The 25,420-nt window shown below is 66.5% G+C and carries 26 protein-coding genes, 1 tRNA gene and 1 other RNA gene; 12 read left to right on the top strand and 16 right to left on the bottom strand.

Annotated features, from left to right (window positions below):
• Positions 1 to 15: 15 nt before the first annotated feature.
• Genes LFT45_RS13175 through LFT45_RS13185 form a run of 3 tightly spaced genes read right to left on the bottom strand, consistent with a single transcriptional unit; the run spans position 16 to position 3,253 of the window.
• Positions 16 to 873: a sugar phosphate isomerase/epimerase family protein gene (locus tag LFT45_RS13175; protein ID WP_236803692.1), complete on the bottom strand. Its 858-nt coding sequence runs from the start codon at positions 871 to 873 to the stop codon at positions 16 to 18.
• Positions 870 to 2,084, bottom strand: coding sequence for a dihydrodipicolinate synthase family protein (locus LFT45_RS13180; protein WP_236803694.1), 1,215 nt, complete (start codon positions 2,082 to 2,084; stop codon positions 870 to 872). Before LFT45_RS13180 ends, LFT45_RS13175 begins: the two co-directional genes overlap by 4 nt.
• On the bottom strand, positions 2,084 to 3,253 hold the full coding sequence (locus LFT45_RS13185; protein ID WP_236803696.1) for a Gfo/Idh/MocA family protein: 1,170 nt from the start codon (positions 3,251 to 3,253) through the stop codon (positions 2,084 to 2,086). Before LFT45_RS13185 ends, LFT45_RS13180 begins: the two co-directional genes overlap by 1 nt.
• A gap of 171 nt (positions 3,254 to 3,424) precedes the next feature.
• Between LFT45_RS13185 and LFT45_RS13190 the strand changes: the two genes are divergently transcribed.
• From LFT45_RS13190 to LFT45_RS13200, 3 genes are all read left to right on the top strand, one after another.
• Complete coding sequence (locus tag LFT45_RS13190) at positions 3,425 to 4,516, top strand: LacI family DNA-binding transcriptional regulator (protein WP_236803698.1); 1,092 nt, start codon at positions 3,425 to 3,427, stop codon at positions 4,514 to 4,516.
• A gap of 21 nt (positions 4,517 to 4,537) precedes the next feature.
• The gene (locus tag LFT45_RS13195) at positions 4,538 to 5,146 is read left to right on the top strand and encodes a GNAT family N-acetyltransferase (protein ID WP_236803699.1); all 609 of its coding nucleotides are present in this window, start codon (positions 4,538 to 4,540) and stop codon (positions 5,144 to 5,146) included.
• Between the two features lie 71 nt (positions 5,147 to 5,217).
• Entirely contained in the window at positions 5,218 to 5,895 is a 678-nt protein-coding gene (locus LFT45_RS13200) for a DNA alkylation repair protein (protein WP_236803701.1), read from the top strand.
• 1 nt (position 5,896) lies between these two features.
• On the opposite strand, the gene mptB is transcribed toward LFT45_RS13200, so the two are convergent.
• Positions 5,897 to 7,453, bottom strand: a complete 1,557-nt coding sequence (gene mptB, locus LFT45_RS13205) for a polyprenol phosphomannose-dependent alpha 1,6 mannosyltransferase MptB (RefSeq protein ID WP_236803703.1) — start codon at positions 7,451 to 7,453, stop codon at positions 5,897 to 5,899.
• Between the two features lie 283 nt (positions 7,454 to 7,736).
• On the opposite strand from mptB, the gene orn reads away from it, so the two are divergent.
• The 3 genes from orn to def all read left to right on the top strand — a co-directional run bounded on the left by orn (position 7,737) and on the right by def (position 9,283).
• Entirely contained in the window at positions 7,737 to 8,366 is a 630-nt protein-coding gene (gene orn / locus LFT45_RS13210) for an oligoribonuclease (protein WP_236809340.1), read from the top strand.
• 130 nt (positions 8,367 to 8,496) lie between these two features.
• A tRNA-His gene (locus tag LFT45_RS13215) sits at positions 8,497 to 8,569 on the top strand.
• Between the two features lie 141 nt (positions 8,570 to 8,710).
• On the top strand, positions 8,711 to 9,283 hold the full coding sequence (gene def / locus LFT45_RS13220) for a peptide deformylase (protein WP_236803705.1): 573 nt from the start codon (positions 8,711 to 8,713) through the stop codon (positions 9,281 to 9,283).
• A gap of 29 nt (positions 9,284 to 9,312) precedes the next feature.
• Here the strand turns inward: def and LFT45_RS13225 are convergent, their stop codons facing one another.
• The 5 genes from LFT45_RS13225 to rnpB all read right to left on the bottom strand — a co-directional run bounded on the left by LFT45_RS13225 (position 9,313) and on the right by rnpB (position 13,123).
• A complete protein-coding gene (locus LFT45_RS13225; RefSeq protein ID WP_236803707.1) occupies positions 9,313 to 10,110 on the bottom strand; it encodes an HNH endonuclease family protein in 798 nt (265 codons plus the stop codon).
• Between the two features lie 130 nt (positions 10,111 to 10,240).
• The gene (locus LFT45_RS13230) at positions 10,241 to 10,450 is read right to left on the bottom strand and encodes a TolC family protein (RefSeq protein WP_236803709.1); all 210 of its coding nucleotides are present in this window, start codon (positions 10,448 to 10,450) and stop codon (positions 10,241 to 10,243) included.
• Between the two features lie 115 nt (positions 10,451 to 10,565).
• The gene (locus LFT45_RS13235) at positions 10,566 to 12,023 is read right to left on the bottom strand and encodes a glyceraldehyde-3-phosphate dehydrogenase (protein ID WP_236803711.1); all 1,458 of its coding nucleotides are present in this window, start codon (positions 12,021 to 12,023) and stop codon (positions 10,566 to 10,568) included.
• A 292-nt stretch (positions 12,024 to 12,315) separates the two neighbouring features.
• Positions 12,316 to 12,702, bottom strand: coding sequence for a hypothetical protein (locus LFT45_RS13240; RefSeq protein WP_236803713.1), 387 nt, complete (start codon positions 12,700 to 12,702; stop codon positions 12,316 to 12,318).
• 29 nt (positions 12,703 to 12,731) lie between these two features.
• Positions 12,732 to 13,123, bottom strand: an RNA gene (gene rnpB / locus LFT45_RS13245) — RNase P RNA component class A.
• A 70-nt stretch (positions 13,124 to 13,193) separates the two neighbouring features.
• Between rnpB and LFT45_RS13250 the strand changes: the two genes are divergently transcribed.
• The gene (locus tag LFT45_RS13250) at positions 13,194 to 14,126 is read left to right on the top strand and encodes an alpha/beta hydrolase (protein WP_236803715.1); all 933 of its coding nucleotides are present in this window, start codon (positions 13,194 to 13,196) and stop codon (positions 14,124 to 14,126) included.
• Positions 14,127 to 14,158: 32 nt separating this feature from the next.
• Entirely contained in the window at positions 14,159 to 14,923 is a 765-nt protein-coding gene (locus LFT45_RS13255) for a YaaA family protein (protein WP_236803717.1), read from the top strand.
• 74 nt (positions 14,924 to 14,997) lie between these two features.
• Here the strand turns inward: LFT45_RS13255 and LFT45_RS13260 are convergent, their stop codons facing one another.
• The gene (locus LFT45_RS13260; protein ID WP_236803718.1) at positions 14,998 to 15,735 is read right to left on the bottom strand and encodes a zinc ribbon domain-containing protein; all 738 of its coding nucleotides are present in this window, start codon (positions 15,733 to 15,735) and stop codon (positions 14,998 to 15,000) included.
• Between the two features lie 181 nt (positions 15,736 to 15,916).
• On the bottom strand, positions 15,917 to 16,819 hold the full coding sequence (locus LFT45_RS13265) for a Nif3-like dinuclear metal center hexameric protein (protein WP_236809341.1): 903 nt from the start codon (positions 16,817 to 16,819) through the stop codon (positions 15,917 to 15,919).
• A 115-nt stretch (positions 16,820 to 16,934) separates the two neighbouring features.
• Between LFT45_RS13265 and msrA the strand changes: the two genes are divergently transcribed.
• The 3 genes from msrA (at position 16,935) to epsC (ending at position 19,088) form a co-directional block, all read left to right on the top strand.
• On the top strand, positions 16,935 to 17,459 hold the full coding sequence (msrA, locus tag LFT45_RS13270) for a peptide-methionine (S)-S-oxide reductase MsrA (protein ID WP_236803720.1): 525 nt from the start codon (positions 16,935 to 16,937) through the stop codon (positions 17,457 to 17,459).
• A 67-nt stretch (positions 17,460 to 17,526) separates the two neighbouring features.
• Positions 17,527 to 18,462 (top strand): cysteine synthase A, encoded by a 936-nt coding sequence (gene cysK / locus LFT45_RS13275; protein ID WP_236803722.1) that lies wholly within the window; start codon positions 17,527 to 17,529, stop codon positions 18,460 to 18,462.
• Positions 18,463 to 18,503: 41 nt separating this feature from the next.
• Complete coding sequence (gene epsC / locus LFT45_RS13280; RefSeq protein ID WP_236803723.1) at positions 18,504 to 19,088, top strand: serine O-acetyltransferase EpsC; 585 nt, start codon at positions 18,504 to 18,506, stop codon at positions 19,086 to 19,088.
• Between the two features lie 42 nt (positions 19,089 to 19,130).
• Here epsC and LFT45_RS13285 read toward each other — a convergent pair whose 3' ends face one another.
• Both LFT45_RS13285 and gndA read right to left on the bottom strand, forming a co-directional pair.
• Complete coding sequence (locus LFT45_RS13285) at positions 19,131 to 19,964, bottom strand: oxidoreductase (RefSeq protein ID WP_236803725.1); 834 nt, start codon at positions 19,962 to 19,964, stop codon at positions 19,131 to 19,133.
• 153 nt (positions 19,965 to 20,117) lie between these two features.
• A complete protein-coding gene (gene gndA, locus LFT45_RS13290) occupies positions 20,118 to 21,554 on the bottom strand; it encodes an NADP-dependent phosphogluconate dehydrogenase (protein WP_236803727.1) in 1,437 nt (478 codons plus the stop codon).
• Between the two features lie 242 nt (positions 21,555 to 21,796).
• On the opposite strand from gndA, the gene LFT45_RS13295 reads away from it, so the two are divergent.
• A complete protein-coding gene (locus LFT45_RS13295; RefSeq protein ID WP_236803728.1) occupies positions 21,797 to 22,537 on the top strand; it encodes a FadR/GntR family transcriptional regulator in 741 nt (246 codons plus the stop codon).
• A 16-nt stretch (positions 22,538 to 22,553) separates the two neighbouring features.
• Here the strand turns inward: LFT45_RS13295 and LFT45_RS13300 are convergent, their stop codons facing one another.
• Genes LFT45_RS13300 through LFT45_RS13310 form a run of 3 tightly spaced genes read right to left on the bottom strand, consistent with a single transcriptional unit; the run spans position 22,554 to position 25,386 of the window.
• Positions 22,554 to 23,690, bottom strand: coding sequence for an L-idonate 5-dehydrogenase (locus tag LFT45_RS13300; RefSeq protein ID WP_236803730.1), 1,137 nt, complete (start codon positions 23,688 to 23,690; stop codon positions 22,554 to 22,556).
• Entirely contained in the window at positions 23,690 to 24,460 is a 771-nt protein-coding gene (locus tag LFT45_RS13305; protein ID WP_236803731.1) for an SDR family oxidoreductase, read from the bottom strand. Before LFT45_RS13305 ends, LFT45_RS13300 begins: the two co-directional genes overlap by 1 nt.
• Positions 24,457 to 25,386 carry an NAD(P)-dependent oxidoreductase gene (locus LFT45_RS13310; RefSeq protein WP_236803733.1) on the bottom strand — a complete coding sequence of 310 codons (930 nt, stop codon included), beginning with the start codon at positions 25,384 to 25,386 and terminating at the stop codon, positions 24,457 to 24,459. Before LFT45_RS13310 ends, LFT45_RS13305 begins: the two co-directional genes overlap by 4 nt.
• Positions 25,387 to 25,420 lie beyond the last annotated feature (34 nt).

The following is a 25,420-nucleotide window of genomic DNA, read 5'->3' on the forward strand; positions in this document are numbered from 1 at the left end:
GAAGTAAGGGCAGGTTCAGGCGAAGGGTTGCACCAGTTCCGCGTAGCGGTCCTTCATCCTCGCCAGGACGTCGGCGCCGTCGGCGTCCCAGATCTCCTGGTTGAATATCTCCACCTCGATGTCGCCGGTGTATCCGGCGTCCCGGACCCAGGTACCGATCGTCGCGAAGTCAATCACGCCGTCGCCCATCATGCCGCGGGAAAGCAGCGCGTCCGCGGCGATCGGAAGGTTGAAGTCACACACCTGGTAGGAGGCGATCCGGTTCTCCCGTCCGGCGCGGTCGATCTGCGCTTTCAGTTCCGGATCCCACCAGACGTGGAAGGTGTCGACGGCGACCCCCACCGCCCGCGCATCGTACGGCGCCGCCAGGTCCAGCGCCTGCCCCAGCGTGGAGATGAGCGCACGGTCGGCGGCGTACATCGGGTGCAGGGGTTCCAGCACCAGCCGGACGCCGTGTTCGACGGCGAATGGGACGAGATCCTCGAGCCGGTCGGCCACGCGCTGGCGGGCAGCCACGACGTCCTTCTCCCCCGGCGCCAGGCCCCCGACCACGAGGAACAGTTCTTGCGTATCGAGAGCAACGGCCTCCAGGATCGCGGCCCTGTTGTCGGCGAGCGCTGCCGCCTGCCCGTCGGCGTCCGGAGCGGTGAGGAACCCGCCGCGGCACAGCGAGGAGACCCGGAGCCCGGCGTCCTTGATCAGCTTCGCCGCCTTGTCCAGCCCGGCCTCGGCGACGATGTCCCGCCAGGGCCCGATGGCGGGGATTCCTGCACGGGCGCAGCCGTCAACAGCCTCGGCGAGCGTCCACTTCTTGGTGGTGGCGCTATTGAGGGAAAGCCGTGAAAAGGGGGACGGTTCTGAATAGAAGGTCATACTCCCACTCCGTTAATGCGAAGGTATTCGGACATCCGGAACGCTGCGAGGGCGGGGTCCTTCAGCAGCCCGGCTTCGTCGGCCAGTTCGAAGGTCTTCGCGAGGTGCACCACGGAACGGCCCGAGTGCAGCCCGCCCACCATCTGGAATCCGGGCTGCTTGCCGTTGAGCCAGGAGAGGAAGGCGATTCCGGTTTTGTAGTAGAACGTGGGGGCACTGAAGATGTGCTTGCCCAGTTCGCGGGTGGAGTCCAGGATGGCACGGGCTTTGGCGGCGTCTCCGGCGTCGTAGCTTTGCAGCGCCGCGGACGCGGCGGGATAGATTGCCGCAAAGATTCCCAGCAGAGCATCCGAGTGGAGGGTGCCGTCGCCGTCGATCAGTTCCGGGTAGTTGAAATCATCGCCGGTGTAGAGGCGGACGCCCTCGGGGAGCGCCGCCCGCAACGCGATTTCGTGCGAGGCATCCAGGAGGGAGACCTTGACGCCGTCCACCCTGTCCGCGTTCTCGCGGATGAGGGAGAGGAACGTCCCGGTGGCCTGGTCAACGCTGTCTGAGCCCCAGTAGCCGGCCAGCGCGGGATCGAACATGGTGCCGAGCCAGTGCAGGATGACGGGCTGGTCGGCCTCCTGGAGCAGTGTGGAGTACACCTTCAGGTAGTCCTCGGGACCGGACGCCACCTGGGCCAGCGCCCTTGAGGCCATGAGGATCACCTTGGGTCCGGCCTCGCTGACGGCGGCGACCTGCTCACGGTAGGCGGTCAGGACCGCCTGCAGCCCGGCCGCGCCGGAAGGCAGTGTGGCAAGGTCCAGCTGGTCGGTGCCGGCGCCGCAGGACACGAGGTCGCGGACGGTCATGCCTGCCGTGGCCATGCCCCCGGTGGAGACCACGGACGCCGCCTCCGCGCCGGTGCGCTTGATCAGCTGCTGCGTGGCGGGCCAGTCCAGGCCCATGCCGCGCTGGGCGGTGTCCATCGCGTCGGCAACCCCGAGCCCGTAGGACCAGAGCTCGTGCCGGTAGGCCAGGGTGGCGTCCCAGTCGAGACGGGCCGGGGCACCGGGAGTGTTGTCTGCGGTCACCTCGGGGATGACGTGGGCGGCAGCGTAGGCCCGGCGCGATGTCAGGCGTGCCGTCGGTTTGGCCCAGGTGGTGGCAGCGCGGAGCCGGTACTGCCGGGTTCCGCCGTCGGAGGTGGGAAGGATCAGTGAAGTCATCAGAGCGTGATCTCCGGGATGTCGATGGTGCGGCGTTCGTCGCTGGACTGCAGGCCGAGTTCGGCGAGCTGCACGCCGCGGGCGGCGGAGAGCAGCCCGAAGCGGTGCTCGCGGCCGGCGACGGCGTCGCGCAGGAACTCTTCCCACTGCAGCTTGAAGCCGTTGTCCAACTCGGCGTTGGCGGGGACTTCCTGCCACTGGCTGCGGAAGGATTCTGTGACTGGAAGGTCCGGGTTCCAGACCGGCTTGGGTGTGTGGGCCCGCTGCTGCGCCACACACTTGTTCAGGCCGGCGACGGCAGATCCGTGCGTGCCGTCCACCTGGAATTCGACCAGCTCGTCACGGTAGACCCGGACGGCCCACGAGGAGTTGATCTGGCCGATAACGTCGTCCCCGCCCGGGGTTTGCAGCTCGAAGATGCCGTAGGAGGCGTCGTCTGCCGTTGCCTTGTACTCCTTGCCGGCCTCGTCCCACCGCGCGGGGATGTGGGTGGCCGTCTTGGCGTTGACGCTCTGGACCTTGCCGATGATGCCTTCCAGGACGTAGTTCCAGTGGCAGAACATGTCCGTGGTCATGCCGCCGCCGTCCTCCTTGCGGTAGTTCCAGGACGGGCGCTGGGCCGCCTGCACGTCGCCTTCGAAGACCCAGTAGCCGAATTCTCCGCGGATGGACAGGATCCGGCCGAAGAACCCTTCGTCCACGAGGCGGCGGAGCTTGACCAGTCCGGGCAGGTAGAGCTTGTCATGCACGACGCCGGCGGTGACCCCGGCTTCCTTGCCGATGCGGGCCAGCTCGATGGCCTCCTCGAGGGTTTCCGCCGTCGGCTTCTCAGTGAAGATGTGCTTGCCGGCCAGCATGGCCTTCTTCAGGGTTGCGGCCCGCAGGCTGGTCATCGAGGCGTCGAAGACGACGTCCACAGTGGGGTCGTTGATCACGCCGTCAAGGTCGGTGGTCCATTCCGAGATTTTGTGGAGCTCGGCCAGTTCACGGATTTTGGCTTCGTTGCGGCCGACGAGGATTGGCTCGATCTGGACCTTGGTGCCGTCCTCCAGGGTGAAGCCCCCTGCGTCCCGGATGGGGAGGATGGAGCGCAGCAGGTGCTGGCGGTAGCCCATCCGGCCGGTAATCCCGTTCATGGCGATACGGATCGTCTTTGTTTCGAAGCCCATTAGTCCTCATTCATTCGTGGTGGATGGATCGGAAAGCGCATTCCCGCTGCTTCCATAGTGCAGAACTCGCGCGGATCTGGCAAGCGCTTTCCGAACTTACTTGTAACTGCGATAATGTGGGCATCAGCCGAGTTTCCCGAGGCTGGGGCCCGTTGAAGAGGAGTTTCGCCTGTGGCAGCAAGCACGCTGACCGAAGTAGCCCGCCTGGCCGGAGTCTCCCCCGCCACCGCGAGCCGTGTCCTGAACGGTTCCGCCAGAACCCCCGGACCTGACATCGCTGAGCGCGTCCGGAAAGCTGCCGACTCCCTCGGCTACATCCCCAACGCCCAGGCCCAGGGCCTCGCCAAGTCGAGCTCGGGCCTCATCGGACTCATCGTTCACGACATCGCGGACCCCTACTTCTCAGCCATAGCCCGCGGCGTCCAGACCGCGGCCCGGCACCAGAACAAGATGGTGCTGCTGGCCACCACCGCGGGCAGCCCCGCCGACGAGCGCGCGGCCGTGGCGGCCTTTGCGGCGCGCCGGGCGGACTCGATAGTGATTGCGGGATCGCGATCTGCACGGACCGCGGACGATGAGGCCAACGCAGAACTGGCCGCCGAGCTTGACCGCTATTGCCGCAACGGCGGCCAAGTGGGCGTGGTGGGACACGCCGTAGTGGGCGCGGAATACAACGAGGGCTATCACGTGGTTGAGGTTCCCAACGAGGAGCTCGCTGCCGAACTCGCCCGGGAACTGGCCGCTTCGCATGCCGGGGAGTTCGTGGTCATCGCCGGTCCGGAGGGCCTCCTGACCTCCGACGACCGGGTGCGGGGCTTCCAGCGCGGCCTGGCAGACGCCGGGCTTTCGCCGGCACGCGTCCTGCACACCGGATTCGACCGTGCGGGCGGTTACGAGGCGGGCATGGAGCTCGCCGCACGCATCGGGCCGCACCGGGGCAAGGGCGAGGCCGGCGATGACGCCGCCGCACCGCCACGGCTCTGTATCTTCGCCGTCAACGACGTCATGGCGATCGGGGCCACCGCCGCGCTGCGCTCCGAGGGGCTGCGCGTCCCCCGAGACGCCGCCATCGCCGGCTTTGACGACATCGAAACACTGCGGGACTTCCGGCCCGCCCTCTCCACCGTCCGTCTGCCACTGGAGGAGATCGGGAGGCTGGCAGTACCCGCCGGTTCCGGCCACGTGGCGGCCGGCGCCGTGGGGGTCACAGGCGAGGTGACCCTGCGCCGGAGTACGGAGCCGGGCGGCGAACCCGCTTCCTAGCCGGCAGCAAGGCAGGCGGCCATGACAGACCATCCACAGGAGACAGCAGGCGGCATCACCACCGCGGCCGCCGAGTGGGCCGCCGTCGAGGAACTTTTCGGCGTCCGCGGCGAACCGTCACGCTGCTGGTGTCGGTTCTTTGCCCTGCCGGGAGGCAGCTTTGCTGCCACGCCCCCTGCCGGCCGCAAGGCACAGCTGAAAGACAGGTTCGACGGCGGCGGGCCGGCGCCGGGGGTCCTGGCCTACCGCGGCGGCTCCGCAGTCGGCTGGTGCGCCGTGGAGCCGCGGGGATGCTACCCGCGGATTCTCCGTTCCCAGGTGTTCAAGGCCGCCGGAGCTGCGGCCAACGACGACGGCGGCGGGAGCGTGTGGTCGGTGAGCTGCTTCGTCGTCGCACCCGGCCACCGGCGCAGCGGCGTGGCGGCGGCCCTGCTGTCTGCCGCCGTCGGCCATGCACGCGCCACCGGGGCAGCCGTCGTCGAAGGGTATCCGGTGGATCCACGGGAACGGCCAAAGGCCGGGCCGTCCGATCTCTACCAGGGCACGCTGGGGCTGTTCCTGGCCGCCGGGTTTGAGGTGGTCAGTGACGCAGTTCCCGGCCGCAGGGTGGTACGGCTACAGGTCGGATGACAGGACCACGCGGACCACGGCGGCAATGGCAACCGCTGCCGCAGGCTCCTTGGACCGGCTATCTTGGCAGCATGGCAAATGAAGCGGTGCTGGCGCTGATTCGCGCCGAACTACGGGCAGCGGCAGACCCCATCCGCGGCGCCGCAGCGCAGGCCTACATGAAGTCCTCAACGCCGTCCCTCGGCGTCCGTGTGCCGGAGGTGCGCAAGGCAACTAAGGCCGCGGCCGCTGCCCATCCGTTTGAATCCGCTGAGGACCTGCGGTCAACGGTCCTGGTCCTGTGGCGTGAAGCCCGTTACCGCGAGGAACGCTATGCGGCGATTGACCTGACCGGGCTGCGGAGCGTAGCCCGAGACCCGTGGATGCTTGCGGTGTACGAGGAGATCATCCGGACCGGCTCGTCCTGGGACTATGCAGACGGCGTGGCCCACCGGATCGGCGCGCTGCTCCGGGCCCACCGGGACGAACTCACCCGGGTGCTGCTCCAGTGGAGCGCCGACCGCGACTTCTGGATTCGGCGGGCGTCCATCACTGCCCAGCTGGGGGCCAAGTTCCAGACGGACACCGCGCTGCTCTCCGCCGTCATCGAGGCGAACATGGCCGACAGGGAGTTCTTCATCCGCAAGGCCATCGGGTGGGCGTTGCGTGAGTACGCCAAAACTGATCCGGAATGGGTCCTGGATTTCCTGACGCGGAACGGCACGTCACTCAGTCCGCTCTCGCGCAGGGAAGCCCTGAAAAACCTTTAGGTCAGATTACGGGGCGCGTCGTGACGGGCTGGTCAGCCTTGCTGAAAAGCAGCTTGGTGCTGCGGTCCAGGAAGATCAGGTAGAGGGCAAACAGCAGGGCAATGATGGCGGCTGCGTTGCGGGCCAGCGCCAGGGCAAGGCCCAGGTCGCCGGTCTGCAGGTAGGGGAAGACTTCCAGCTGGTCGGAGATGGCGTAGACCATGAAAAAGGAAACGATGAAGTACAGGGCCTTGACCTGCCAGTCGTCGCGGATGCCCGTGACGGCGAACAGCGGGATCAGCCACACCACGTACCAGGACTGGATCATTGGCGCGAGCACCACGACGGCCGCGAAGGCCAGGGTCAGGCGGCGCATGAGGCGGTCGTGTTCGCCCCGGAAAATCTGCCAGGCGACGATGCCCACGGCAAGGAGCTTGCCGGCGTCGTAAACCCATTTGGCCAGCCCCCAGCCGTCAAGGCTGAACGCGTTGAAAATGGAGGCGACCACCAGGCCAAGCAGTCCCACCGGGGCGTACCAGATCCAGACACTGCCGGGCGCCGAGAGTCCGTTGATCCAGCCGAACCCGAAGCCGTTGACCAGGCTCATGGCGTAGAGCAGGGCGAAGCTGATTCCGGCGGTCAGGCCCCAGAACACGAACTTCCTGGGCCAGCTGGCCGCTTTGCCCGCCCAGAGCAACCCGATAAACGGAAGGAACACCACGGTGATCGGCTTCACGGCGATGGAAGCCGTGACAAGAACGAGGCCAAGGATGACGCGCCGGGTGGCGCAGTAGTAGAGGCCCGCGAGGGCCAGGCCGATCATCAGCGCATCGTTGTGGACGCTGGCGATGAAGTTGGTCAGGAAGAGCGGGTTCGCCGCCGTCAGCCAGAGGGCACGGTGCGGATTGACGCCGTGCAGCTCTGCAAGCTTGGGCACGTAGATGATGCACAGCACCACACCCGCCAGAGCGGCGAGGCGGAACAGCATGATGCTGGCTTCCGGGTGCACGTTGGTGGACCAGACCACGAACTGCTCGATCCACAAAAAAACCTGGCCGTAGGGAACCGGGGCCTCGGTCCACATCTTGTCCGCGCCCAGCTGGAAGTAGTTGGACAGCGCCGAGATTCCGTTCTCGTACGGGTTGAAGCCCTCGACCATCAGCCGGCCCTGGCCGATGTAGGCGTAAACGTCCCGGCTGAACAGCGGGACCGTGAACATCATGGGAAGGCCCCACGCGACGACGGCCTGGAGGGTGGCCTTCCGGGCCTCCCGGCCCCACACGTGAACGTGCTGGCCAAGCCTGAGCCACGCCCGGACCAGCAGCATGCCGCCCACCGCAAGCAGCACGATGGACAGTCCGACGCCGAACGCCTCCGTGCGCATCCAGATGAACAGGGGCATCCGCCGCAGCTCCGAGACCGGCGCCAGCCAGCCGACGCCGAGCGAGCCGACGAACAGGAACATGGAACCGATGAAACCGGAGAGGATCGGGGAGCGTGGGTTGTCCACTTCCGGCCGGCCCGGGTCCGTGGAAGTGCCGGTAGCCGTTTCCCCTATCGCAGGCACAGGCGCCGTCATCTCAGGATCGTCCAATCTCTTCTGCGCCTAACTCTCTTGCGCGTATCTCTCTTGGGCATATCTCGTTGGGCGTGCTGCCCCGTCGGCAGCCTAACTGCGCGGCCAGCCAAATCGGGCGGCGAGCCAAAACGGGCGACGCCGGGGGCGCGGCTGCCGCAATGAGGCGTTGCCACGTACCCGAAATATTAGCATCGGAGCGCCTCTCCAAGGCTTGCACGCGGCTAAACGGTAGGCTGAACGGGTGCCTATTACTAACGAACGCATCGTCTGGATCGACTGCGAAATGACCGGCCTCGACAGCGTCAACGACGCCTTGATCGAGGTCGCGGCCCTGGTGACCGACTCCGAGCTCAACATCCTCGGAGACGGGGTGGACGTGGTGATCAAACCGGACGACGCCGCCCTCGCCCAGATGAACGACTTCGTCCGGGACATGCACACCCGGTCAGGCCTGCTCAACGAGCTTCCGGCCGGCAAAACCATGGCCGAGGCGGAGGCCCTGGTGCTGGACTACATCCGCAAGTGGGTGCCGGACCCCCGCAAGGCGCCCCTTGCCGGCAACTCGGTGGGAACGGACCGGGTCTTCCTCGCCAGGGACATGCCCTTGGTGGTGGAGCACCTGCACTACCGGATCATCGACGTCAGCACCATCAAGGAACTGGCGCGGCGCTGGTACGCGCGGGCCTACTTCCAGGCGCCGGCGAAGCTCGGCGGCCACCGCGCCCTCGGGGACATCAAGGATTCCATTGATGAACTCCGGTACTACCGGGAAGCAGTCTTCGTGCCTGCCCCGGGACCGGACAGTGCCACGGCCCAGAAGATCTCCAAGCGCATCTCGGCGTCGCCGTCCGCAGTGGACCAGCAGGCCCCGGAAGGCGTCCTGCCGCCCGCAGCGCAGCAGTCCGGAAAGTAATCTGCGCCACGTTTGGGGAAAATTTTGCCGAAACAGCCAAAAGTGGCAAAAGCATCCCCAAACAGCAGGTAAGCTATTTGTCGTTGCCAATTCGGACGGCCGGGAAACCGGACAGTCTGCGGGGCACATGGTGGGCGTAGCTCAGTTGGCAGAGCGCCTGGTTGTGGTCCAGGAGGTCGCGGGTTCAACCCCCGTCGCTCACCCTCACCGAGGACGGCAGTTTCTTGCCGGCCAGCAACAAAGGCCGTACCGGTTTTCCGGTGCGGCCTTTGCTTGTTTTCACCATTGCTGCTTGTTTTCACCACTGCCGGTTCCACCCCGGCAAAGCGTCGAAGGATCCTCACATGACCGTTCTGCCCATCACGATCTGGGGCGAGCCGGTGCTGCACCGCCGGGCTGCTGAAGTGGAAGAGTTCGACGACGGGCTTCGCCAGTTGATTGCCGACATGTTCGAAACGAACGACTTGGCGAACGGCGTCGGCCTGGCCGCGCCGCAGATCGGCGTGGGCAAGCGCATCTTCGTGTACAAGTACGAAAACGAGGACGGCGCTCCCCCGGCCGGCGTGGTGGTCAATCCTGTGCTGACGCTTTCCAAGGTGTCCGGGGCGCTGCCGGATCCCGATGAGGAAGTGGAGGGCTGCCTTTCCTTCCCCGGCGAGCAGTATCCGCTCAAGCGCGCCGAGTGGGTGCGAGTCCAGGGCTTTGACGGGCTCGGCAATCCGGTGGATTTCGAAGCCACCGGCTGGTTCGCACGCATCATCCAGCACGAATACGACCACCTTGACGGCAAGCTGTACGTCAACCGACTCATCGACAGGTATGCCCGCAAGGCGATGAAGCAGGCCAAGAAGAGCGGCTGGGGCGTACCGGGCCTGACCTGGATGCCGGGGGTTGACCCCGACCCGTTCGGCCACTGACACCGCGCCTGCTTGCTGCCTTTGCGGCCCTACTGCGGCACCACCGTCTGCTGCTGCGGGCATGAATCCAGCACGCGGGCCATGGCGTCCCTCTCCGGCTGGGTGACCCAGAGTCCGTACGCTGCCTTCACCGAGATCTGCCGCGCCACGTAGTGGCACCGGAGGGCCTTGTTCTTCGGCAGCCACGTGGCGGCGTCCGACGCGCTTTTCTCCTGGTTGGCGTCACCGTCCGCGGCAATGAGGTTGACCGGATCGTTGGCAAGGTTCTGCCGCTGCTGCAGCGTCAACTGCTGGGCCCCCTTCTGCCAGGCGTCGCCGAGCGCGACGACGTGGTCGATCTGCACGGCCTTGCTGGACTCTGCGCCGCGGACGAACCTGACCACCAGCCCCACGTACGGCTCATGCATGGTTCCAGCGGAAACCTTGCACTTTGACCCCTCCGTAAACTCAACGTCGTGAAGGTCCCGGCGCAGGATGTCGTTGCGCGTGTCGCAGCCGTTGTGGTCTGCGTCCTGCCAGGCCTGGCCGAAGGCGGACCGGTCATAGTCGCTTCCCGATGCCCGGCCCTTCACTGCCAAGGTTTCAAGTGCGGCGGCCGCGCCGCCTGGCGGCACCGCGTGCGGGGGCGTCACGGGCTTCATCCAGGCCGCATCGAACACCGGCGCCTCGCTGGGTCCGGACATGGCCGGCTCGGCGGCGATGAACTGGCCTGCCGTGAAAAACCACACGGCGGCGGCGACCACCGATGCCGCTGCGGCACCGAGCACCGCCCAGGCCTGCCGGGAGCGGCGGCGCGCACGCCGGTAACCGGCCCAACTGACGCTCACAGGGGCGTCCGGGGGCGCCGGGCGTGGCGGGCAGGTTGTGGATACACATCCAGGAGCCTAAGCGAAACCACCCGTCGGTGTGCGGGTATCCACAGTGTGGAGGACAGGTGCCCTGTGGAGGGCGGGCCGGTTACTGCTCGCGCATGACCCGATGGAGATCGGTGTTGGCCAGATCCAGGAGCCGCTCAAGCTGGGCCACCCTGTCCTCGCCTATTTCCCCGGCCGTATGTGACGCGCGTGCCTCGTCCAGAAGCCGTTGGGCTTCTTTCTGGTTGGCCTTGGCAACATCGAGGGCGTGTTCCAGGGTTGTCTCATGCTGGAGTGTCGGGTTCTGTTCCATGACACAAGTTTGTGCCCGATTACCGCCTGATTCCAGAGAATTGGCCGGGAACTTCCCGGGAACAGGTCAGCCCCGCCGGCACAACTGTGCCGGCGGGGCTGACGAAACGTTCCGGTTAGGCCGAGGCTGCCACGGCCAGGACCGGGGCGGCGTCCTTTTCGGAGTCCTTGGCCGGGAAGGTCGGCGGGTTGACCCCGGCCATTTCTTCCATGACGCGGACCACCTGGCAGCTGTAGCCGAACTCGTTGTCGTACCAGACGTAGACAACGAGGTTCTTGTCGTTGGCGATGGTGGCGAGGCCATCGACGATGCCTGCCCGGCGGGAGCCGACGAAGTCTGTGGAGACGACCTCAGGCGAGTCGATGTAATCGATCTGCTTGCGCAGGTCCGAGTGCAGCGACATCTCGCGCAGGTAGTCGTTGACCTCGTCCTTGGTGGTGCCGCGTTCCAGGTTGAGGTTCAGGACGGCCAGGGATACGTCCGGGGTGGGGACCCGGATGGAGCTGCCGCTGAGCTTGCCCTGCAGCTCCGGCAGCGCCTTGGCCACGGCCTTGGCCGCGCCGGTCTCGGTGATCACCATGTTCAGCGCGGCGGAGCGGCCGCGGCGGTCGCCCTTGTGGAAGTTGTCGATCAGGTTCTGGTCGTTCGTGAACGAGTGGACGGTCTCCACGTGGCCGTGGATCACACCGTACTTGTCGTTGAGCGCCTTCAGGACCGGGGTAATGGCGTTGGTGGTGCAGGAGGCTGCCGTTACGATCTTGTCGGAATCGGCGATGTCACGGTGGTTGATGCCGTGCACGATGTTCTTCAGCTCGCCCTTGCCCGGTGCGGTCAGCAGAACCTTGGCAACGCCCTTGCTCAGCAGGTGCTGGCCGAGGCCCTCGGCGTCGCGCCAGCGGCCGGTGTTGTCTACCACCAGGGCGTTGTTGATGCCGTAGGCCGTGTAGTCGATGGTGGCCGGGTTGTCCGAGTAGATGACCTGGATCTGGACGCCGTTGGCCGTGATGGTGTTGGCATCGGTGTCCACCCGGATGGTTCCTTCGAAGGAACCATGGACGGAGTCGCGGCGCAGCAGGCTGGCCCGCTTGGTCAGGTCGTTGTCGGAGCCGCGGCGGACCACGATGGCGCGCAGGCGCAGGCCGTGGCCGCCACCCGCCTTTTCGATCAGGAGGCGCGCCAGCAGGCGGCCGATGCGGCCGAAGCCGTAGAGCACGACGTCGGTGCTGGTGCGGTCGTCCGCGCCCCGCTTACCCACAATCTCAGCCAGCTCGGCGCGGAGGAATTCCTCCAACGTCAGGTCCCCGCCGTCGGACTTGAACTTCTGGTTCAGGCGGGCAATGTCGATGGCAGCGGCACCCAGGTCCAGCTGTGCCAGCGTGTCCAGCAGCGGTGCCGTCTCCTCGAGGAGCAGCTCGTCCTTGCTCATCCGGCGCGCAAAACGGTGCGCCTTCAGGATGTTCATGGTGGACTTGTTGATCAGGCTGCGGCCGTGGATGGAGGTAACCACGTTGTTTTCACGGTACAGCCGGCCGATAACCGGGATCATGGCCTCGGCGAGCGCCTCTCGGCTCATCCACGTATCAAGACAAGAATCTGACGTCTGGCTCACAGAACTACCTTCCTTGGTTCAACCGGCTACGTCCTCGTAAACCGGATGGCGGCCACTGGAAGTTATCCAGGGCATGCTGGCACCGGCAGGGTTTCGGTCCACCCCGGATGCCGTTGGACGTGCAAAGAAATACCGCCGGCTGCGAACGCAGATCCGGCGGAAGAACTTCTACGTTCACCATCCATTCTAGGTCGGGCAGAGGACTTCTTTTGCCTTGGAGCCCGTGAAATCACTCACACCACCGGACGGGCAGCATTTACGCCTCTCCGTACTGGAGGCGGCCAATGCTCCAGGCCGATACCTTGCGGAGGTCCACCCTCGTCGCGTTCAGCCGGATGGGGTTGCCGCCGGAGATCACGACGGGTTCAAGGAAATGGATGAACCGGACCTGGTCCTCCAGGATCGGGTTGTTGCCGGTTTCCTGCGCGTCTCCGGGAACCTCAGCCTTGTACCCGCCTGATGCGCTGATCTGCGATTCCTGGCGCCTGGACCACGCTTCCTCACTCACCACCGAACCGGACATGATGATTCCGTCGACAATGACTGTGAGCTCGATAGTTCCATCCGGATCGTGACGGCCGGGGCCCACGATCGGCACCAGCACGGCGTTCAGTCTTGGGTCGATGTCATAGGAGGACTGCACGGGCATCTACCTTCCAGACGCGGGTTAAGTGGATGGGTTGACCGATACGCCGGGTTCTGTGCTCCTGTGCCGTTGCCAGCACGGGAGTAGCGGCCATCCATCTACGAACGCCGTTGCCGGCGCCCTCCAGCGGCCTACCCGGACACTCGGGCGGGCAGCCCTCAAACGTGTCCTGTCTGGCCTTGCTCCGGGTGGGGTTTACCTAGCCTTCCCGGTCACCCGGGAAGCTGGTGGTCTCTTACACCACCGTTTCACCCTTACCTGCTTCGTGCCGCTTTCAAATCGGCGCGACGCAGGCGGTCTGTTTTCTGTGGCACTGGCCTGCGGGTTACCCCGAGTGGGCGTTACCCACCACCCTGCCCTGTGGAGCCCGGACGTTCCTCGAGCCACTTGCGTGACGCGCGGCCGCCTGGTCAACCCATCCGGAGTCCAGTTTACGGGCTTTCTTGAGGTGCCGGACACGCGCCGGTTCGGGGGTCTAAGATCGGGAAATGGACCAGCCGTCCTTCCCACGGCGACGCATGCTGCAGCTGGCAGGTATGGCTGCCGGCCTGACTGCAGCCGGCTCGTCGGCCTGCACGGCCCCGGCACCGCCGGTTCCCGGCCCCACAACGACGGCGGCCATCCCGCCGGGTCCCCCGTCGGCACTTTCGGCATCCGCAGTGCCCCCGCCCAGCTCGTCCCCTTCCAGATTGCCCCTGTCCAGCGTGTTGACCCGGACAGGCTCTTTTAGCTCCCGCTTCCGCCCGGCGGCCACCACCCACTGGTCCCTGGCGGTGCCGCTTCCGGAGCAGGCCAACCAGGTGCTGCCGGTGGCGGTCTTCCTGCATGGCCTGGGCGGCAGCAGCGAGGTGCTACTGCGTGACCTCGTTGCTGACCAGGCCCTGCAGCGCCATCTGGACGACGGCGGCCAGCCCTTTGGGATTGCTGCCGTGGACGGCGGCGACTCCTGGTGGCATGCCCGCGCTGACGGCAGCGATACGCAGTCGATGCTGGTGCTGGAGTTCCTGCCGTTCCTGGCCGAGCAGGGGTTCGACCTCGGAAGGGTCGGCCTCCTCGGCACGTCGATGGGAGGGTTCGGCGCCCTCCTCCTGGCGTCCCGGGGCAGGGTGTCCGGGCTCCGCGCCGTTGCGGCCATGAGCCCGGCCGTCTGGTCCAGTTACGACGCGGGGATGCAGGGCGCCTTCGACGGCCCGGCTGATTTCGCGGCGAACAACGTTTTCGCGCTCCGTCCCCGGCTTGCAGCGATTTCCAAGCGGATCGACTGCGGCACTGAGGATGAACTCGCGTCGGCGGTGCGCCAGTACCGTTCAGGACTTCCCGGCCGGGTGGAGGGAGGCTTTCAGCCCGGCGGCCACGACAGCCTGTACTGGCGGTCGGTCCTCCCGGACGTGCTGGACTTCCTGGGCCGCCACCTGGACTGATCCCGCGCGCACCCGGCCGGTAAGATCGTACGGTGCTGATTCTGCTCCCCCCATCCGAAGGCAAGACTCCGGCCGTCCGCGGTGACGCCATGGACTGGGCTTCGTTGAGTTTCCCCGCGCTGAACACCTACCGGGCCAAGGTGCTCGACGCGCTGGGGACGGTCAGTGCGCATGAGGACGCCCTCGCCTTGCTGGGCGTCGGCGCCTCCCTTAAGGACGACGTCGAACGCAACACCCGGCTCCACGCCGAACCGGCGGCCCCGGCGCACCAGGTGTATTCGGGTGTGCTGTACGACGCCCTGGGCTACCGGTCGATGACGCCGGCGCAGCGGCGCCGGGCGGATGAATCGGTGCTGGTCATCTCCGCGCTGTGGGGCGCCATCCGGTTCGCCGACTCCGTGCCCGCCTACCGGCTGTCCATGTCAACGGCACTGCCCGACGTCGGACGCCTCGCCTCATTCTGGAAACCGCAGCTGACCGATGCCCTGGGCGGAATGGCCGGCGGCCAGCTGCTGGTCGATTGCCGGTCCAGCACGTACGCCGCCGCCTGGACTCCCCCGCCGGCAGACACCGTGGCGGTCAACGTCTTCACTGAAGTCAATGGGACGCGCAAGGTGGTCAGCCACTTCGCCAAGCACACCCGGGGCGAGCTGGCCCGGCACCTGCTGACGCGGCGGGGCAAGGCCCCGCAAACCCCCGAGCAGCTGCGGAAGGCCGCGGCCGAGAAGTGGCAGGCCGAACTCGTTCCGGGCACGGCACGCAAGGCCCACGCCCTGAACATCATCCTGCCGGGCTGACCCAACTGGCTCGCATTTGATGTCGTTTTGAGCCCTCAAAACGACATCTACTGCCAGTCAGTTGGGTGAGGCGATCAGACCCACTCGGCCGAGCGCACCAGGATGCAGCCGGAGTCCGGGCAGAACACGATGTCGTCCTCGGCGGCGGCCTTGATCTCGGCCAGGTCGCCGGGGCTCAGCTGCATGCCCGATCCTTCCGACGTCCCGTGGAAGAGCCGCGCCGCGCCTACTCCGCGCCTGGCCAGCGTCTTCTCGTAGATCGTAAGCATCCCGCCGTCCAGCCCCGCTGCGAACTCTGCTCTTTGGCCGCGGACTACTGTCTCTTCAGCGTTGATCTCCGCAATCTGCTCATCGAGCTCGGCACGGATCCCGCCAAATGAACCCTGGATGTCGTCCACGATGCTCTGCTGGGCGGCCTGGCGTTCGCGCAGGACATCCAGCCGCTCGAGGACCTCGAGTTCCACGTCCTCCAGGTCTGAACGGCGCTTGTTGAGCGAGGCTATGTCCTTCTGCAGGGCGACGAGGTCCTTGGAGAGGCCGGTTCCGCTGTTGAGCTTTGCCTCGTCCCGTTCGATGCGGGTAGCCACCTGCTCCACGTCGGCTTCGGCCCGCTTCAGCTCCGCTTCGGCGTCGTGGACGGCCAGTTTCGCGGCGCCCAGCTCACCGGTGGCCACGCTGAGGGCGGCCTCAAGATCGGTGATCCGGGGATCGGATTCAAGGGCACGGCGGCGGTTGGACAGTGACTTCAGCCGGGCGTCCAAGCCTTGGAGCTCGAGCAACTTCAATTGTTCCGCCGGTGCTGCCTTGGCCACGTTTTACCTCCGCTTGATCCCATCCGGCTCCGGCCGGCACCCCCGTTGGGGGTTTTCTAGACTCTAGCGCCTAACGCGCTCCCCAGCCTCGCTACGCATCCCCACCGGCTCCCAAACCTCGCTGCGCTCGGTGCGGGCCCCTCGCCGGCGTGGGCCCTGCGATGGACTTCGCGCGACAGGCTTAGCCGGGAGTGAGGATGAAGTCCCATGGATCGCTGTTGGTGGTGCTCACCCGTATTTCGACGTCGAGGCCCTGGTCCGCAAGCACGTTGCCCAGCGCTTCGGCCGCGGCCGGGAGCCACAGCCATTCGCTGGCGAAGTGCGAGACGTCGATGAGGTACGGGCGGTCATTGACAGCAGCCTCCCTGGCTTCCGAGGCCGGGTGGTGGCGCAGGTCCGCGGTGACGTACAGGTCTGCGTTGCTGGCCCGGACCTCGTCAAAGAGGGAATCCCCGGCCCCGCCGCACACCGCGACCCGCTGCACGAGGCCGTCCTTGTCCCCGGACACGCGCACCCCTCCCGCCACGGCCGGGAGGATGCCGAAAACGCGCGCGGCGAAATCGCCCAGCGTCATGGACTCGCTCAAGTCCCCGACCCGCCCGATGCCTTCCTCCGGAAGACCGTCGGCTGCGGGAGTCAGTGGCGATACGTTTTCCAGGCCCAGGGCGTCGGCCAGTACATCGGAAACGCCGCCCACTGCCGAGTCGCCGTTGGTGTGGACCGTCAGCAGTGCCGTTCCGGATTCGATCAGGCGGTGGACGGCCCGGCCTTTGGGGGTGTTGGCGGCAACCGAGGTGACCCCCTTGAGGAGCAGGGGGTGATGGGTGATGAGCAGCTCCGCGCCCCATTCAATAGCCTCGTCGATGACCTCGATGGTGGGGTCCAAGGCGAACATCACGCGCGTAACGTCGGCGGACGGATGGCCGGCCACGAGGCCCACCTCGTCCCATGACTCTGCCAGCGACTCCGGCCAGAGTTCCTCCACGGCCAGCATGAGCTGCCCCAGGGTTGCAGCGGCGGGTGACTCCGCGGCGTCGGGAGCGTCTTCCGGTTCCGCTGCAACGTCACTGTTCACAGGTTCCATACTCATATTTTTACCCTACAGTCGGCTCTGGCCTGTGCCCGGTATATGACCCTAGGGTTGGCTGGGGAATCATTGGCGGCCGCTGACCATTAAAGAGGACATGAGTAAAGAGGACATGAGAACTTTTGTGCTTGGCGGGGGCTGCTTCTGGTGCCTGGACGCCGTCTACCAGAAAACGAAGGGCGTCACGTCCGTGGTTTCGGGGTACACCGGCGGCCATGAGCGCAACCCGGATTACTACTCCGTTTGCTCCGGCACCACGGGGCACGCGGAGGTGGTGGCCGTGACCTTCGATGAGGATGTCATCCCGGCCGAGGTCATCCTGGACATGTTCTTCGCCCTGCACGACCCCACCACGCTCAACCGGCAGGGGTACGACGTCGGCACGCAGTACCGTTCGTCAATGTTTTACGAGACCACCGAGGAGAAGATCCTCTTCGAGGAGGCGATCGAACGGAACCAGGCGCTCTGGTCCCGGCCGATTGTGACCGAGGTCAGCCGGCTCCCTGTGTTCTTTCCGGCGGAGGACATCCACCAGGACTACTACGCCAAGTTCCCTGAGCAGGGGTATTGCCAGGTCATTATTAACCCGAAGCTGGCCAAGGCCCGGAAATATTACTCTGCATGGCTTAATGCGTAGCAGCGGCGCTGACCCCCTCGTTAGGCTGACCAAAGTATTCCTTCCTGAGAGATAGGCGCAAGTACACATGGCACGGATCTACGACGATGTAACACAGCTGGTGGGCGGCACCCCGCTGGTCAAGCTCAACCGCCTGACGGAAGGCCTGGACGCCACCGTTGCGGTCAAGCTTGAGTTCTACAACCCGGCCAACAGCGTTAAGGACCGCATCGGCGTCGCAATCATCGACGCCGCTGAGAAGTCCGGCGTGCTGAAGCCGGGCGGAACCATCGTCGAAGGCACCTCCGGCAACACCGGCATCGCCCTGGCCATGGTGGGCGCAGCCCGCGGCTACAAGGTCATCCTGACCATGCCGGAAACCATGTCCACCGAGCGCCGTGTGATGCTCCGTGCCTTCGGCGCCGAGATCGTGCTGACCCCGGGTTCCGAAGGCATGCGTGGCGCAGTGGAGAAAGCCCAGGAGATCGTCGCCAACACGGAGAATTCCATCTGGGCCCAGCAGTTCGCCAACGAGGCCAACCCGCAGATCCACCGTGAAACCACGGCCGAGGAAGTCTGGGCCGACACCGACGGCAAGGTAGACATCTTTGTCTCCGGCATCGGCACCGGCGGGACCATCACCGGCGTCGGGCAGGTCCTGAAGGAGCGCAAGCCGGGCGTCCAGATCGTGGCCGTTGAACCCAAGGACTCCGCCATTTTGAACGGCGGTGCCCCCGGCCCGCACAAGATCCAGGGCCTCGGCGCCAACTTCATCCCGGAACTCCTGGACACCAACGTCTACGATGAGGTCCTCGACGCCACCCTGGAGGACTCGGTGGCCGTGGCCCGCGAGCTCGGCATCAAGGAAGGCATCCTGGGCGGCATCTCCTCGGGCGCCATCGTGTGGGGCGCCCTCGAACTGGCCAAGCGCCCGGAAAACGCCGGCAAGCTGATCGTGGCGGTCGTCTGCGACTTCGGTGAGCGTTACATCTCCACCGTGCTCTATGACGACATCCGGGGCTAGACCTTAGCCAGCCGCTTTCCGTTTCCTGTAGAAAGATCTTTGTGGGTTTCTTCGCAAGACTTAAGGAAGACCTCGACGCCGCCCGGTCCCACGACCCGGCGGCTCGAGGTTCTTTTGAGAACTTTTTCGCGTACTCCGGGCTGCACGCCATCTGGGCGCACCGCCTGACGCACAAGCTGTGGCAGGACCCGTCCACGCGGTTCCCGGCCCGGCTCATTTCGCAGCTGACACGCTTCCTGACGGGCATCGAAATCCATCCGGGTGCCACGATCGGACGCCGCTTTTTCATCGACCACGGCATGGGCGTGGTCATCGGCGAAACGGCCGAAATCGGCGAGGACGTCATGATCTACCATGGCGTCACTCTCGGCGGCCGCTCCCTCGCGAAGGTCAAGCGCCACCCCACCATCGGGGACCGGGTGACCATCGGCGCTGGGGCCAAAGTCCTGGGACCGATCACCATCGGCAACGACAGCGCCGTGGGGGCGAACGCCGTCGTGGTCAAGGACGCCCCGGCGGAGTCCATAATCACCGGCATCCCCGCGAGCTGGCGGCACCGCGACGCCCTGCGGGAAACCAAGCCCGCCGTGGACCCGGCCGAGTATTACATCGAATACAGGATCTGATCCCTTACGTCGGAGCGCCTGTGCTTTTAGGCGCCGGCCGGCTCAGCGGGCCACGCGTTTCAGCACCGCCGTCACCGCCAGGTCGTAGACCCGGTCGGGCAGGAGCCGCCGCAGTCCCGTGATGGCAGCGGCACCCCTGCCCACCGGGTAGCGGGTCCGGGGACGGGCGGCGGTGGCGGCCTGCAGCACCGCTCCGGCGACGACGTGGGGCTGGGTGGACGTCGCAGGCCTCCCCGTGGACGTGAGCACGGCCGCCATCTCCCTCGCCTGGGCCGCGTACGGCCCGTCGCCCGAGCCGGCCAGCAGCCCCGCGGCCGCAATGCGGCCCCACTCGGTGACCGTGCTGGCGGGCTCGATGATGGACACGCTGATCCCGTGCGGTTTCAGTTCCAGCCGCAGCGCATCGCTGAGTCCTTCCACGGCGAACTTGGTGGCGTGGTACCAGGTGCCGAGCGGCTCATAGAACTTGCCTCCGATGGAGGAAATGTTGATGATCCTGCCCCTCCCCGCGGCACGCATTGAGGGCAGGACCAGCTGCGTCATCCGCGCCAGGCCAAAGACGTTCACGTCGAACTGCCGGCGGCCTTCCGCCAGTTCCATCTCCTCCAGCGCACCGAAGGAGCCGAACCCGGCATTATTCACCAGGACGTCGATCCGCCCCTGCTCCCGGGTGACCGTGGCCACCAGGCTCTGCATGGACGCGTCATCCGTGACGTCCAGCGGCAGGACCCTTATCCCCAACGCCTTGAGCGGTTCCATCCTGTCCACCCGCCTGGCTCCGGCGTAGACGGTGAACCCCTTGGCGCTGAGGAGCTTCGCCGACTCGAAGCCGATGCCGGTGGAGGCTCCGGTGACAATCGCAACGGGCTGGGACACTCGGCACTCCTCGGGATAAATCGGCTGGAGGGGATCAGCTACGGGGCGGATCGGCGTCGCCCTGAAAAACGGCTGGAGCCGGACGCACGAACGGCCGGCACCTCCCAGAGTATCCGGGAGGGCCGGCCGTTCCTGCGTTATGCGCGGCTGTGGCTAGTGGGTGTCCACTGCCTCGACCTCGGACTTGTCCTCGCCCCACAGCGTGTGGAACGTGCCCTCGGCGTCGACGCGGCCGTAGGTGTGCGCGCCGAAGAGGTCGCGCTGGCCCTGGATGACCGCGGCGGCGAGGCGCTTGCGGCGCAGGCCGTCGTAGTAGGCCAGCGAGGAGGAGAACACCGGGACCGGGATGCCGAGCTGCACGGCGGTGGCCACCACGCGGCGCCAGGCCGGGAGTGCTTCGGCGATGGCCTTGGTGAAGGCCGGGGCAAACAGCAGGTTGGCCGGCTTCTGCTCCGCGGCGTAGGCCTTGGTGATTTCCTTGAGCAGCTCTGCACGGATGATGCAGCCGCCGCGCCACAGCGAGGCGATCTCGTCCAGCTTGAGGTCCCAGCCGTATTCCTTGGCGGAGGAAGTCAGCATGTCCAGGCCCTGGGCGTAGGAGACCAGCTTGGAGGCGTACAGCGCCTGGCGGACGTCCTCGACGAAGTTTTCGGGGATCTCGACGGCGATTTCCTCGCCGGCCAGCAGTTCCTGGCCGAGTTTGCGCTGCTCCGCCTGGGAGGACAGGGCGCGGGCGAAAACAGACTCGGCGATGCCTGAAACCGGGGAGCCCAGTTCGAGCGCGGAGATGACCGTCCAGCGGCCGGTGCCCTTCTGGCCGGCGGCGTCCACGACGACGTCGACGAACGGCTTGCCGGTCTTGGCGTCCACGTGGCCGAGGACCTCTGCCGAGATTTCGATCAGGAAGGAGGCAAGCTCGCCCTTGTTCCAGTCGGCGAAGATCTTGGACTGTTCGGCGGGCTCGATGCCGGCGCCGGAGCGCAGGAGATCGAACGCCTCGCCGATGACCTGCATGTCGGCGTATTCAATGCCGTTGTGCACCATCTTGACGAAGTGGCCGGCGCCGTCGGTGCCGATCCAGGCGCAGCACGGCTGGCCGTCAACCTTGGCGGAGATCTTTTCCAGCAGCGGCCCGAGGGCGTCGTAGGACTCCCTGGAGCCGCCGGGCATGATGGACGGGCCGTTGAGGGCGCCTTCCTCACCGCCGGAGACGCCTACGCCCACGAAGTGCAGGTCCTTCTCGGCCAGCGCGGATTCCCGGCGGCGGGTGTCCTCGTAGTGCGAGTTGCCGGCGTCGATCACGATGTCGCCCGGTTCCAGCAGCGGAACGAGCTGGTCGATGACGGCGTCAACCGGTTTGCCGGCCTTGACCATGATGAGCACGCGGCGCGGCTTCTCCAGGGAGTCCACCAGCTCCTGCAGCGTTTCCGTGCGCACGAAGTCGCCGTCCGTGCCGTGCTTCTCCAGGAGGGCGTCGGTCTTTTCAACCGAGCGGTTGTGCAGGGCAACGGTGAAGCCGTTGCGGGCCAGGTTGCGGGCGAGGTTGGCGCCCATCACCGCGAGGCCGGTGACACCGATGTGTGCTGACATCAAAAACTCCAATTCAGTGTGTGCAACATGTGTGCATTGCATCCCGCGGGTGCCGCGGAACACGCCTTGAGAAAAGTGGGCTGTGAATAAAGCATATATATTCGGGGACGAGTGCGAAAGCGGGTGACCACTCCTTGGACGCCAGCCGCGCCATAAAAAGTCTATGACGTGCCTCTCCCGCGGCGTCCAGACTCTTCCGGTTGCTGGGAACAAAGCCTTCCGGCCCGATTATGCTTACCACTATGTCAACCAGCCTCCACCACCGTGCCGTCGAGCACCTGGGTACCAGAATCGTCGACGGCAGCCTCCCGCCAGGGCATGTGATGCTGGCGGAGCAGTTGGAGGACGAACTGCAGGTATCCCGGTCTGTTATCCGGGAAGCCGTCCGCGTGCTGCAGTCGCTGGGCCTGGTGGAGACCACCAAGCGCGTGGGCATCAAGGTCCTGCCGGCGCACCGCTGGAACCCGTTCGATCCGCTCGTGATCCGTTGGCGGCTGGCCGGGGAAGGGCGCGGTGCCCAGCTGCGGTCCCTCGCGGAACTGCGCTCCGCCGTCGAGCCCGTGGCCGCCGAACTCGCAGCGGCCAACGCGCCGCAGGACCTGCGGCAGGAACTGCTCGACGTGGCCCTGGCCATGCGCGACGCCGGCCAGGCCGGCGACGTGCCGCGTTTCCTGGAACTGGACATCCAGTTCCACTCCCTGCTGCTCAGCGGCTCCGGCAACGAGATGTTTGCCAACCTCGTGGGCCAGGTGGCCGAAACCCTGACGGGGCGCACGGTGCACGGTCTCATGCCCGACCGGCCCCGGGACCTCACGCTGCAGTGGCACCTCGATGTGGCCGAAGCCATCTATGGGGGCAATGCAGCGGAGGCCCGCGAGGCGTCGAGCAGGATCATGCGCCGTACCATCTCGGAAATGGAGCCCGTCTGGGTGGAGCAGCCGAGGGTTTTCGTTCCCCTGCAGCCGCGGACGCAGTCCGCCTAACTCCCTTTGGCCCGCGTTACCCGGCGAAGTTGAGGAGGACTTTGCCGGATTGGGCGGAGTTGCGGGCGGTGTCGAAGGCTTCGAGGGCGTCGGTGACGGGGTAGTCGTGGGTGATGACCGGGTCGATGGTGAGGGTGCCGTCGGCGAGGGCGGTGATGACCTCGTCGATTTCGTCGTTGAACCGGAACGAGCCTTTGAGGTCCAGTTCCCGGGTGATGGCCAGGGAGATCAGGACCGGCTGCGCTCCGGTGGGCAGCAGCCCGACCATGACCACGGTCCCGCCCCGGGCCGCGCCCTGGATCGCGGAGGCCAGGCCGTGGTGGTTCCCGGAGGATTCAATCACGACGTCGGCCTGCACCCTGGCGATCGCCTCACCATCGGCGGCGTTCAGGACCTCGTCCGCGCCCACCGCCGTGGCGATCTCCAACGGTTTCTCATGCATGTCGACCGCGACGATCCGGGCCGCGCCGGCGCGTTTGAGCACCGCGACCACCAACGCCCCGATCGGGCCGGACCCGATCACGAGCGCGGTCTTGCCGGCCACGTCCCCGGCCCGGGCCACCGCGTGCCAGGCCACCGACGCCGGTTCGATCAAAGCCGCGGTGCGCAGGTCCAGGGTCGCCGGGAGGGCCCGGAGCATCCGGACCGGCAGGTTCACGTACCGGCTGAACGCCCCGTCCGTGTGCGGGAACCGCGCCGCGGACCCCAGGTACGTGCACCCCGGGGACAGGTTCGGCCGGTCCGCCGGATACCGCGGCGCGTCCGGGCCCGTCCCCGGGCCCGGGGTGGCCGGGTGCACCGCCACCGGCGTCCCCGCAGCAGGCCCCGCACCATTGGCGGCGGCCCTGACCACCCGGCCGCTGATCTCATGGCCCAGCACCAGGGGCGCCCTCAGGATCGACTCGCCCGCCGCGCCGTGCAGCCAGTAATGCAGGTCCGACCCGCAAATCCCGCCATACAGCACCTCGACCACGGCCTCGTCCGGGGCCGGGGCCGTCAGCGGGACGTCCTCGATCCGCAGGTCACCCTTGGCGTGCGCGACCACCGCCGGACCCGAAACCGGCAGCTCACTTTCGGCCGCTGCCGTTGCTGCCGTTTCCGCCGTTGCTGCTGCTGACGTGCCTGTTGTTGAAGATTCTGTTGTGTGTGTCATCAGACCACCACCGTCATTCCGCCGTCGATAAAGATCGTCTGCCCGTTCACGAAATCAGACCCGGACGAGGCCAGCCACACCGCCGGGCCGGCCAGATCCTGCACCGTGCCCCACCGCGCCGCCGGGGTCCGGCCCAGGATCCAGGCATTGAACTGCTCATCATCCACCAGGTTCTGCGTCATCTCGGTATGGATATACCCCGGCGCGATCCCGTTAATCTGCAGCCCGGCACCCGCCCACTCCGCGGTCATCGCCCGGGTCAGGTTCCGCAGCCCGCCCTTCGCCGCCACATACGGGGCGATCGTGGGCCGGGCCAGGTCCGTCTGCACCGAACAGATGTTAATGATCTTCCCGTGCCCCCTGGGAATCATGTGCCGGCCCGCCTCCCTCCCCACCAGGAACGCGCTGGTCAGGTCCGTGGAGATCACCCGCTCCCAGTCCTTCACATCCAGCTCCAGCATCGGCACCCGGTGCTGGATCCCGGCATTGTTCACCAGGACCTCCAACGGGCCCACATGCTCCTCCACCCACGCCACCCCGGCCGCGGCCGCAGCATCGTCAGTGACATCAAACGCAACACTGTGCACCCGGCCCGGCGCGTACTCCGCGGCCATCGCCGCCTCCGCGGCCTTCAACCGCTCAGCATTCACACCGTTCAACACCACCGTCGCCCCCGCATCAGCCAAAGCCCGCGCCAACGCATTACCAATCCCCCGGCTCGAACCAGTCACCAAGGCAACCCGCCCGGTCAAATCAAAAAGTGAAGTCATGAAGAGGTCCCTTCTGCGGCGCTCACGGCACCCATCCTGCTGAGGTTTGAAATGGTTTGCCGCACCACGGCCAGGTCCTGGTCCCCCAGGCCCTGCCGTTTGAGTTCGGCGTAAAGTTCGACGCCAGCCCGTGCCATTGGGGCGGCCGACCCGGCGGTGTCGGCGGACTCCACGACAAAGGACAGGTCCTTGTGCATGAACTTTGCCGGGCCGGTTGGGGTGTAGTCCTTCCGGGCCATCCGCGGGCCCACCTGGTCCAGGACGCGGCTGCCGGCGAGGCCGCCGGACAGGACCTCATAGAGGGCCGCGACATCGACGCCCGACCGTTCGGCGAGCTCGGCCGCTTCGGCGAGTGCCGCCGTCGTCGTTCCTACCACCAGCTGGTTGCACGCCTTAGCCAACGATCCGGCGCCGAGCGGACCCAGGAGCCGCACGGTGGTGCCCATGGCCTCGAAGAGCGGAAGCAGCCGCCGGAAGTCGGCTTCGTGGTCCGCGCCGGCCATAATGGCCAGCGTGCCATCGATCGCACCGTTCGTGCCGCCGCTGACCGGCGCGTCCACCACTACGGCATGGCCTGAACTGGCCTCCCGGACCCTCTGCCCAAAAGCTTTGACCGATGTGGGGGAAACGCTGCTCATGACCACCACGGCTGTGCCGGCGGCCGGCGGTGCTGACTTCCAGCTCTCGAGGAGTCCGGATGCCGCCTCCTCAATGTAGGCGAGGTCCGGCAGCATGAAGACGATTACCGGCTCGTCCCTGAGCTGGACCACGCTGTCCGCACCGGATCCGCCGAGCTGGCGGAGATAATCCAGAGCGCCAGGCGACCGGTTCCATGCCGTAACCGCCCAGCCCTTCAGTACGAGGTTCGCGGCCATCGGCGCTCCCATCAGGCCCAGGCCAACGAAGCCTGCCCTCTGTATATTCATGTGCAGCGAGTCCTCACGTCGTTGTGGTCAATCT

The organism is Arthrobacter sp. FW305-BF8 (assembly GCF_021789315.1).
In the GTDB taxonomy this organism is placed as follows: Bacteria; Actinomycetota; Actinomycetes; order Actinomycetales; family Micrococcaceae; genus Arthrobacter.